Here is a 10,468-nt window from a genome sequence, read left to right as displayed (position 1 = left end):
CCCCACCCTCGCTGGTTGCTTTGTTTGGGGTGTGTGTTTGTGCGGTCGGCCTTTCCGTTTCCTCTGCGGGTGCTTTCCTCTCGCCTGCGCCGCGCCCCCCCCCCCACTACCGCAAGCAGCACAGCAACCCCTCCCCAACCCTCCCCTTGGCCTTCGGCCAAAGGGAGGGAGCGCAAAGCCCTTACCAGACCTTCACCCGCTGTTCGGGTGCCAGATACAGCTTCTGCCCTTGCTTGACATCGAACGCCGGGTACCACGCATCCACATTGCGCACGGTCAGCGCACGGAACTGGCCGGGTGCATGCACATTGGTCAGCAGTGAATTACGCAGCGCCTGCTCACGCGCCTTGCTGCGCCAGGCCTGGGCGAAACCAAGGAAGAAGCGCTGGTCCGGGGTGAAGCCTTCCAGCGTCTGTTCCTGCTTGCCCTGCAACGACAGGCGATAGGCGTCGTAGGCGGTACCGAGACCGGCAACGTCGGCGATGTTCTCACCCAGCGTCAGGCGGCCGTTGACGTGTACGCCGGGGAAAGGCTCGTAACTGTCGAACTGCATGGCCAATGCATCGCCGGCAGCGTTGAACTTCTTCAGGTCGTCCGCCGTCCACCAGTTGTGCAGCTTGCCGGTTTCATCGAACAGCGCGCCTGCATTGTCGAAGCCATGGCTGATCTCATGGCCGATCACCGCACCGATGGCGCCGTAGTTGATCGCATCGTCCGCGGCGCCGTCGAAGAACGGCGGCTGCAGGATGGCGGCCGGGAACACCAGGCGGTTCTCCAGCGGTACGTTCATCGCATTGATGGTCTGCGGCAGCATCGCCCATTCGCTGTGGTCGACCGGCTTGCCGAGCTTGGAGATGTTGCGCTGGTATTCGAACAGCGAGGCGCGCTGGGCGTTGCCCAGTGCATCGTCGGCCTTCACTTCAAGCGCACTGTAATCACGCCACTTGCTAGGGTAGCCCATGTCCACTTTCAGCCCTGCAACCTTGGCCTTGGCATGCGCCTTGGTTTCCGGCGACATCCATTCCAGCGCATCGATGCGCTTGGCGAAGGCGGCGATGATGTTGCTGGCCATCTCGTCGGCGCGTGCCTTGGTGGCGGCATCGAAATGGCGTTCGACATAGATCTTGCCCACTGCTTCACCGATGGCGGTATTGGTGTCGGCGACGGCGCGCTTCCAGCGCTCGCTCTGCTGTGGGGTGCCACTCATCGTGGTGCCGTGGAACGCGAAGCTGGCATCGGCGAAGGCCTTGGGCAGATAGGTTGCCGCCTCATCCAGCGCGTGGAAGGTCATGTAGTCCTTCCACACCTCCAGCGGCTCGCTGGCGACCAGCTTGGACAGGCCGGCCACAGCCTTGGGCTGCCAGACAATGAAGTCCTGTTGCGCGCCAAGGCTTGCGCCTTCAAGGAAGGCCGTCCAATCCATGCCCGGGGCCTTGCCAGCGAGGTCGGCCTGCTTCCAGGCGTTGGCGCCCTTCTGCACGTCGTTGGTTTCTTCCTGGGTGGCATGGGCGCGGGCGATCTTGGTCTCCAGCGCGACGATGCGCGCCGCCTTGGCCGCGGCATCCTTGTCGCCTGAGAGTTCCAGCAGCGTTGTCACGTAGCCTTCATAGGCCTTGCGCAGCTCGGCCATGCGGCCGTCCTGCAGGTAGAAATCACGGTCCGGCATGCCCAGGCCACCTTGCACCAGGTAGGGCGCATTGCGGTCAGGCTGCAACAGATCGACCGAAACCCACACGCCGAACAGATGCGGGGTGTAGAAGTTGGTGGCATTGAGCAGGTCCACGTCGGAACGCATGCTGGCGCCCAAGGCCTTGGCCAGCGCCTGTTTGTCGGTGATGCCGGCAATGGCCTGCAATGCCGGCTGCAGCGGTGCGGTGCCGCGCGCTTCGATGCCAGCTTCGTCCATGAACGCTGCGTAATAATCACCGATCTTGCGGACTTCGCCGGCATCGGCCTTGCCGGCTTCCTCCATGATGGCGCGGGTATCGGCGAGGGTTTTCTCGGCGATCACATTGAAGCTGCCATAGTTGGAACGGTCGGCCGGAATCTCGGTGCGCTGCACCCACTGGCCATTGGCGAAGTCGAAGAAGTTGTCGCCGGCGGCGACGCTGCGGTCCATGCCATCGGCATCGAAGCCAAAGCTGCCCAGCTGCGGCTTGGCTGCGGCGGTGGCCGGAGCCGGTGTTGCATTGTTGTCAGCGGCGGGTGCGCTGGCGTCCTTTGCGCAGCCGCTGAGTGCAAGCGCGGCGCCGATTGCCAGTACCAGGAAGGAACGTTGCAAAGCCATGACGGTATCCGGAGGATGGGTGCGACAAGTCTAGACCTCCAACCCCGTTCATAAAGATATCGATTCTGGCACTTGACGGATGTGCACAAGTACGGGGAATACGAGAAAATTGGTCACGCACTCTTCACGCCGACGGTGATTGTGCTGCATGCTTGAGCGAACGCGCTGCAGATGGTGTCTGGGGAGACATTGGCAGGGTGGAGTATGTGGTGTTCGCATGCGACCGTTGCAGGTCCCCACCTGCCGGTTCCTAGTTGTAGTGATGCCAGGACCAACATACGCAATGCCAGCTGACCGTCTACTGCTACGTTGGATCCACCGGTGACCCGGATGCCGGCTCATCCGTTGCGAGTGATGATCATTGCCGGTGTGGCAGTGGGGTTGCTGTTGGCGGGCGGCATGATCAGCATGTTGTGGAACGACCGCAGCAGCCGGCTGGAAGCGGCGCAGCGGCAATCGGCGGCGCTGGCCAGCGGCAGCAGCCGCCTGCTGCGCGCTCAGCTGGTGACCTGGGAACGCGCGTTGCGCGGCAGTGCCAGTGATTGCCGGGAGTTCTATCGACAGGTGCCTGACCAGGCACCTGCGTTGTTTGAGGCCAGCCTGCGTGGTGTGCTGGAGCGCAATCAGGACCTGGCGTCCATCACCCTGGTGGATGATCGCGGCGTGCCGCTGTCCTCGGGCGAGGGCGATCCCACCTTGCAGAGTTGGGTGGTTGCGGAAAACCGCCTGCTCAATGGCGGCCTCTATCTGGGAGCGCTGGAGCAGACGCCTGACCAGCATTGGGTGCTGCGTGCGGCACTGCAGGTGCAGCCGGGCCAGTGGTTGTTGACGCGGGTCCGGCTGGGCGCGTTCCAGGAGGTGGTGAGCGGCCTGGATCTTGGGCGCGACGGCACCGCTTCCATCGGCAACCGCTATGGTCAGTTGGTGGCCCACAGCCGTGATCCGGAGCGGTTGGTTGGCAACAAGCTGGCACGGCCAATGCGGATACTGGCGCCGTCGCCGGTGGTGCTGAGGCAGGGCGTGGTGGTCAGCCCGTATGACGGCGAGCGCCGCATCGCGGCGGTCAGCGTGCCGATGGACTTCCCCTTGAGCCTGTTTGCCTCGCTGTCCTATCGCGAGGTGATGGCGGGCTGGTACCTGTTGTTGTACGCCTCCATCGGCGTCTATCTGCTGTATTTGGCCGGTTTCGCCTATCTGCTCTATCGGGTTGATCGCAGCACCCGTCACCAGCAGCAGCTCAGCGAAGAGCTGCAGGCAGGCAATGCCGAGCTGGCGCTGGCGCATGAAGTGGGCAAGGTAGGTACCTGGTCCATCCATGGCGAAAAGCCGGTGGTGTACTGGTCGGCGCTGACCCAGCAGATGCTGGCCCTGGCCGGGCGCAGCACCTCGCTGGACGGGTTCCTTGCGCGCGTGCACGAGGAAGACCGGGCCTGGTTGAAGGACATGCTGGAGCGGGCGTTGGCCGGCAAGGGCGCCTTGAATGCGATGTTCCGGCTGCGCAGCGGCGATGGATCGTTGCGCTGGTTGTCCGCGCGCGGTGAGCTGGTGGACGACGGCGGCGACAGCAAGCGTCTGGCTGGCGCGGTGGTCGATATCAGCGAGCGGGTCAACACCGAGGCGCGCGCGCAGGAGGCACAACGCCAGTTCCGGCTGGTGTTTGACCGTAACCCTGCGCCGTTCTGGATTTTCGACCTGGTCACGCTGCGTTTCCTGGAGGTGAACCAGGCCGCGATCGATCAGTACGGCTATAGCCGCGATGAATTCCTGGCGATGTCGATCCTGGATATCCGCCCGGCAGCGGAGTGGGACGAGATCCGCCAGACTGCCGGCCGCGCCTTGAGTGGCGATCTGCTGGGGCTGCAGGTCAGCACCCACCTGCGCAAGGACGGCAGTGCCTTCCACGTGCAGGGCCATTTCGCCAAACTGGAATTCGCCGGCCGCAATGCCTGCCTGGTGCTGGCTGAAGATGTCAGCCAGCGGCTGCGTTATGAGAACGAACTGGCCTATCGCGCCAGTCACCATGCCGGCACCGGCCTGCTGACCGTGCGTGCGCTGTCCGAGCGGCTGGATGCGGGGAGTCGCGGTTACACCATTGCGCACGTGCAGTTGCGTGGCCTGCAGATGATCACCGATACCCTGGGCCGTGATGCCGGTGAGGAGGCATTGCGCGCGGTATCGGTGCGGTTGGGTGGGTTGGCTGCCCGTTACGGCCTGCTGGCACACCAGCCGGCCGAAGACTTCGTGCTGGCGATCGAGGGCGAGGGCGATCCGCAGATGGCGCTCAATGCCCTGCTGGCGGCGGTGGCCGAGCCCATCCGTGGCCGCGACACCTACCACCAGCTGGAAGCCCGCATCGGCGTTGCCAGCTGCCCGCTGGACGGCGAGCTGGCCGAACAGGTGCTGGGCCGGGCGGCCCAGGCCGCGCATGCCGCGCGCGAGAGCGGTGTGGCCCTGCTGCACTTCAACGCAGGCATGGCCGCGCACTACACCGAGCGCCTGCAGTTGGCCGGGCGCATCCACATGGCCATTGACCGCGGTGAGTTCCTGCTGCACTTCCAGCCCATCCGTGATGCGGCCGAGGGTAGCCCGGTGGCGCTGGAGGCCTTGCTGCGCTGGCCGCAGGCCGACGGCAGCTTCATCGCGCCGGCCGACTTCATCCAGCTGTGCGAGGACACTGGCCTGATCATCGCGCTCGGCCGCTGGGTGATCCATGCCGCTGCGCGCGCGCAGAAGCAATTGTCGGCTGCCGGTTGGCAGCACCTGCCGATCGCGGTGAATGTCTCGGCGGTGCAGTTGTTCAACAGCGATCTGGTGGGCGAATTCAGCCGTGCCATGCAGGACCACGGCCTGGCCCGCGGCGCGCTGCAGATGGAGCTCACCGAAAGCGTGCTGATGCGCAATCCCACCCAGGCACTGCAGACCCTCGGGCATCTGCATGCCAATGGCGTCGGGGTGGCGCTGGATGATTTCGGCACGGGTTTCTCCAGCATGTCCTACCTGCAGCATCTGCCGCTGGACTCGCTGAAGATCGATCGCGGTTTTGTCAGCGACGTCGAAAGCAATCCGCGCAATGCGGCCATCTGCCGCGCCCTGCTGTCGCTGGGCCATAGCATGGGCCTGTCGGTGATCGCCGAGGGGGTGGAGACCGAAGGCCAGCGGCGCTGGCTGGCCGCACATGGCTGCGACCAGGTGCAGGGCTATCTGTTGGGCCGGCCGATGCCGCTGGAGCAGGTGCTGGTGATGCTGGAAGACAGCCGCTCAATTTGAGCGGGCGGCATCAGGCTGCAGGCATTCGACCAGATAGTCGATGAAGCTGCGCACCTTGGGCGCCAGGTGGCTGCGGCTGCTGTAGACCGCATGGATACCGATGGGTGGCACTTCCCACTGCGGCAATACCGGCACCAGCAGGCCAGCGGCCAGCGCCTGGTCAACGATGAAATCCGGTTGCGCGATGATGCCCATGCCGGCGATCGCCGCTTCGCGCAGCACCTCACCATTGTTCGCGCGCAGATGCGGCTGCAAGGCGATGCTCAGCTCGCCCTCCGGCCCCTGCAACTGCAGCGTGTCACCGCCGGCGGAGTAGGTGTACGACAGGCATTGATGTCCGCTGAGATCCTGCGGGGTGCTGGGCGTTCCTCGTAGGGCCAGGTAGGACGGCGCCGCGCACAGGCGGATGCGGACCAGGCCCAACTGCCGGGCAATCAGGTTGGGGGCCGGCTGGCGGATGATGCGGATGGCCAGGTCAAAGCCTTCCTCGACCATGTCGACCAGGCGGTCCGACAGCTGCAGGTCCAGCTCCACCTGCGGGTAGCGGGCACTGTAGGCGGGCAGCAGCGCGCCCAGCCGGGCAATGCCGTAGCTGACCGGCGCGTTGATCCGCAAGCGGCCCGAAGGCTGCAGCGCCTGTGCGCTGACCGAGGCTTCCAGTGCGTCGAACTCGGCCAGCAACTGCACGCAGCGCTGGTAATAGGCGGCACCGGCGCTGGTCGGGCTGACCCGGCGGGTGGTGCGGTGGAGCAGGCGTGTGGACAGGCGCTTTTCCAGCGCAGCAACCTGGCGGGTGACGGCGGCGGTGGAAACGTCCAGGGCATCGGCGGCGGCGCTGAAGCCATTGCGCTCGACCACGGCGACAAACACCCGCATGGCATCGATGGTGTCCATTGTTTCCGTTTCCGCAATAAAACGTTGCTACCGAGATTATTTGTTGCCGACTCGGCGCGCAATAACCTGTGGGCTCTCAAATACCTCTGGGAGCCCATGATGCGCAGCGCGCTGCCTTCCCTCTACATCTCGCACGGTTCACCGATGACCGCCCTGCAGCCGGGGCTGGTGGGCCCGCGCCTGGCCGAACTGGCTGCAGGGATGCAGCGGCCGCGCGCCATCGTCATGGCTTCGGCACATTGGCTGGGACGTGCGCCGCGGGTGTCTGCGGCGGCGCAGCCGGAAACCATCCACGATTTTGGTGGTTTCCCGGAAGCCTTGTATCAGCTGCAGTACCCGGCACCGGGCGCACCCGCGCTGGCGCAGGAGGTGGCCCAGCGGCTGGCCGATGCCGGCCTGCAGCCGGGCATCGACCCGCAGCGCGGGCTCGATCATGGCGCCTGGGTGCCGCTGCGCTACCTGTACCCACAGGCCGATATTCCCGTGTTGCAGGTGTCGATCCAGCCGTCGCTTGGCCCCGAGCACCAGCTTGCGATGGGCCGCGCGCTGGCACCGTTGCGGGAGCAGGGCGTGCTGCTGATCGGCTCGGGCAGCATCACCCACAACCTGCATGACTGGCGCAATTACCAGGATGGCAAGGAGGCGCCTTATGTGCGCCCGTTCATCCAGTGGGTGGAACAGAAGCTGGGGGCCAACGACCTTCCAGCCCTGTTGGATTACCGCAAGCAGGCACCGTTTGCGGCGCAGGCACACCCCACCGACGAACACCTGTTGCCGTTGTACTTCGCGATGGGCGCCGCCGGCGGCGAGCGGCTTGGTGCACGGCGGATCGATGCCGGCATCGACATGGGCTTCCTGGCGATGGATATCTATCGTTTCGACGGCGAGGAGTGAGGGCGCTGGCTGGGTCCAGGCTGGGGTTGGGTGCAGGCCACAGTGCCCCACGCTGACGGGATCGATGGGGCCGGCCTCGGCGTGCAGCCGCCACAGGGCTGCTTGCCGTCGATCATGTCATTACGATGGATGAGCAGCGCAATCTGCACCTGCAAGCCAGGGTTGCTGTGGTAATTTCCCGGTATTCATCCGCCACTGCCAGTGTCGGCAGCCTGCTGTCGTGGTAGTGAATCCGTGGAACGGGCATGCACACGATTGAAGTAGTCCTGGCGATGCTGGTGGCGGTTGTCGCCAGCGGCTATCTGGTAAGAATCCTCCCCTTCTCATTGCCGTTGCCCTTGGTGCAGATCGGCTTGGGTGCCTTGATCGCAGGTGTCTTCAATCGCGGCCATGCGCTTGAGCCGGACATGTTCTTTCTGCTGTTCCTGCCGCCACTGCTGTTCCTCGATGGCTGGCGTATTCCCAAACAGGGCCTGTTCCGCGACAAGGGCGCGATCCTGGAGTTGGCGTTCGGGCTGGTGGTGTTCACCGTGCTCGGTGCCGGGCTGCTGATCCATTGGATGATTCCATCGATGCCGCTGGCGGTGGCATTCGCGTTGGCGGCGATCATCTCGCCGACCGATCCGGTCGCGGTCGGCGCCATCGCCTCACGCGTGCCCATTCCCAAGCGGCTGATGCACATCCTGGAAGGCGAGTCGTTGTTGAACGATGCCTCCGGCCTGGTCTGCTTCCGCTTCGCGGTGGCGGCGGTGATGACCGGTTCGTTCTCGCTGGCGGAGGCCTCGCTGACCTTCCTGTGGGTGGCGTTTGCGGGCCTGGCGATTGGCGTGGCGGTGACCTGGGGCGTGTCCACCTTCCAGCGCTGGTTGTGGCGCAGCTTCGGCGAAGAACCCGGCGCCGCGCTGCTGGTCAACCTGCTGATTCCGTTTGCCGCCTATCTGTTGGCCGAAGAACTGCACGCATCGGGCATCCTCGCCGCAGTAGCCGCCGGCGTGACCATGAGCTACGTGGAGCTGACCGGCCGCATCAGCGGCAGCATGCGCGTGCAGCGCAATGCGGTGTGGAACATGGTGCAGTTCAGCTTCAACGGCATCATCTTCGTGCTGCTGGGCGAACAGCTGCCGGGCATCGTGGAGCGTGCGATCGAGACCATGTCGGTGACCGGCCACCACAGTGCCTGGTGGCTGGTGGTCTATGTGCTGGCGATCAATGCGGTGCTGGTGGTGCTGCGACTGGCCTGGGTATGGCTGTCGCTGCGCTGGAACCTGCTGCGCGCGCGGATGCGTGGCGAGAAGGAAACCAGCACGCCATGGCGGGTGGTGTTGGCGATGTCGGTGGCCGGCGTGCGTGGCGCGATCACCCTGGCCGGCGTGTTGACCCTGCCGCTGATGATCCCCGGGGGTGAGCCGTTCCCGGCACGTGATCTGGTGATCTTCCTGGCGGCGGCGGTGATCCTGGTATCGCTGGTCGGCGCCAGCCTGATGCTGCCGCGCCTGCTCAAGGGCCTGGAGCTGCCCAAGGACGACGACAGCCGGCGCGAGGAAGACCTGGCCCGCAGGGCATCCTCCAAGGCGGCCCTGGCGGCGGTGGAGAAGGCGCGTCAGGCCCTGGTCGAAGGCCAATCCACCAGTTCGGTACAGTTGCTCAACGATGCCGCGGCACGGGTAAGCCTGCTGTACCAGCGCAATCTGGAAAAGGGGCAGGGGCCGGATGAAGACCCGGAAAAAGTGCGGCGCATGGAGCAGGCCTACCGCAGCCTGCGTAGCGCTGGCTTGAACGCCGAGCGCGAGGAGTTGTTCCGGCTGACCCGGCGCGGGCAGGTATCCGACGAGATCGCGCGCAAGCTGATCCGCAATCTGGATCTGCTGGAGACGCGGCAAAGGGATTGAGGGTGGTTTTGGGGTTCTTTAGCTAGAAGCTTCCCCTCACCCCAACCCCTCTCCCGCAAGCGGGAGAGGGGCTCTCAGAGCGCAAGCCATCCCGCTTTAGCCCCTCTCCCGCTTGCGGGAGAGGGGTTGGGGTGAGGGCAGGCTCTTAAGCTCTTAAACGTTCTTCAGCTCAAGAAAATACGGTTCGACCGTACCCTTGATCTTCAAGGTCATCGGGTTGCCGCGGCGGTCGCGGGCCTTGCCGGCCTGTACGCGGATCCAGCCTTCAGCGACCGAATACTCCTCGACGTCATCGCGCTCGATGCCATTGAAACGCACGCCGACGCCGCGCTGCAGCGCTTCGGCATTGTGGAACGGGCTCTGCGGGTTGACCGCCAGATGATCGGGAGGGGTATCGCTCATATCAGTGCTTCAGTGAAGGCCACCGTGGCCCTCTTCGGGGCGCAAGGATAACCGCTGTGGCGCGCCAAGGCTTTCGCTGGCACGCCGCTGGCGGCAGAATGCGCGCCAATCATGTAGTGGAAACCGTCCCATGCCAGACAACAGCGCCGATTACGAAGATTCTGACGAGCTGCAACCGGACTTCGACGAAGACGACCATCCGGCGCGGGTCTGGAACCTGCTGTGGCTGATCAATCCCGGTGATGAAGACGCGGCGCTGCAGCAGTTCGATGCCTGGCGCGAAGCGCGCGCGGGCGCCGAGGACGATGCCAGCGATGAACAATGGTTGTGGGACCTGAAGGACGCCATCGATTGGCGTTCAGGTTTCTATGTGGACTGGAAGGACGTTGATTCCTTCGTCGCCGCGCTGGATGAAATGGCCGCGCGCTGGAACCTGGACATCGCCTGGGGCGGTGACTTCGACGACGAAGACTTCACCGACGACCTCGACGTGCCGACGTTGATGACCACCGCCCACGACCGCCTGCGTGAGCACGGCTACACGGTGTGGAACTGGAACACCGGTGGCGACGCCTATGCCGGCTGGGTGGCGCTGAGCCGCGATGATGAAGCGATGCTGGCGTTGTGCTCGTTGCTCGGTGTTGAAGTCCGTCCGGGCAGCGACCCGTTCTGAGCCAGCAGCAACGGTAGAGCCGAGCCATGCTCGGCTGGGGCTGTACCGACAAGCCAACATGTAGTGGCGCCCGAAACACAACAATCCCCCACAAAACCCTAACCCACAAGAACCACAGGCACACCCCAGAAACAAGCAAGTATAAACCCCCGCAAAAACACC

At 64.7% G+C, this 10,468-nt stretch carries 7 protein-coding genes; 4 read left to right on the top strand and 3 right to left on the bottom strand.

The features are described 5' to 3' along the window. Positions 1–181 precede the first annotated feature (181 nt). Positions 182–2,287 carry a M13 family metallopeptidase gene (locus tag ACVOLQ_RS21850; RefSeq protein WP_481529289.1) on the bottom strand — a complete coding sequence of 702 codons (2,106 nt, stop codon included), beginning with the start codon at positions 2,285–2,287 and terminating at the stop codon, positions 182–184. 330 nt (positions 2,288–2,617) lie between these two features. Here ACVOLQ_RS21850 and ACVOLQ_RS21845 point away from each other — a divergent pair, with 330 nt between their 5' ends. After that, positions 2,618–5,554, top strand: a complete 2,937-nt coding sequence (locus tag ACVOLQ_RS21845) for a bifunctional diguanylate cyclase/phosphodiesterase (protein ID WP_481529290.1) — start codon at positions 2,618–2,620, stop codon at positions 5,552–5,554. On the opposite strand, the gene ACVOLQ_RS21840 is transcribed toward ACVOLQ_RS21845, so the two are convergent. Beyond that, a complete protein-coding gene (locus ACVOLQ_RS21840) occupies positions 5,546–6,448 on the bottom strand; it encodes a LysR family transcriptional regulator (RefSeq protein WP_481529288.1) in 903 nt (300 codons plus the stop codon). The genes ACVOLQ_RS21845 and ACVOLQ_RS21840 overlap by 9 nt on opposite strands. 99 nt (positions 6,449–6,547) lie before the next feature. Between ACVOLQ_RS21840 and ACVOLQ_RS21835 the strand changes: the two genes are divergently transcribed. Further along, the gene (locus tag ACVOLQ_RS21835; protein WP_481529287.1) at positions 6,548–7,342 is read left to right on the top strand and encodes a DODA-type extradiol aromatic ring-opening family dioxygenase; all 795 of its coding nucleotides are present in this window, start codon (positions 6,548–6,550) and stop codon (positions 7,340–7,342) included. Between the two features lie 245 nt (positions 7,343–7,587). Beyond that, on the top strand, positions 7,588–9,231 hold the full coding sequence (locus ACVOLQ_RS21830) for a Na+/H+ antiporter (protein ID WP_313174592.1): 1,644 nt from the start codon (positions 7,588–7,590) through the stop codon (positions 9,229–9,231). 153 nt (positions 9,232–9,384) lie between these two features. Here the strand turns inward: ACVOLQ_RS21830 and ACVOLQ_RS21825 are convergent, their stop codons facing one another. Continuing rightward, positions 9,385–9,633, bottom strand: coding sequence for a DUF3297 family protein (locus ACVOLQ_RS21825; protein ID WP_313174590.1), 249 nt, complete (start codon positions 9,631–9,633; stop codon positions 9,385–9,387). A gap of 130 nt (positions 9,634–9,763) precedes the next feature. Here ACVOLQ_RS21825 and ACVOLQ_RS21820 point away from each other — a divergent pair, with 130 nt between their 5' ends. Continuing rightward, on the top strand, positions 9,764–10,306 hold the full coding sequence (locus ACVOLQ_RS21820; RefSeq protein ID WP_313174589.1) for a DUF6630 family protein: 543 nt from the start codon (positions 9,764–9,766) through the stop codon (positions 10,304–10,306). Positions 10,307–10,468: the final 162 nt, after the last annotated feature.

It is taken from the genome of Stenotrophomonas sp. STEN031 (assembly GCF_056759975.1).
Note: the sequence above shows the minus strand (reverse complement) of the source record. Positions and strands in the feature narration are given on the sequence as shown.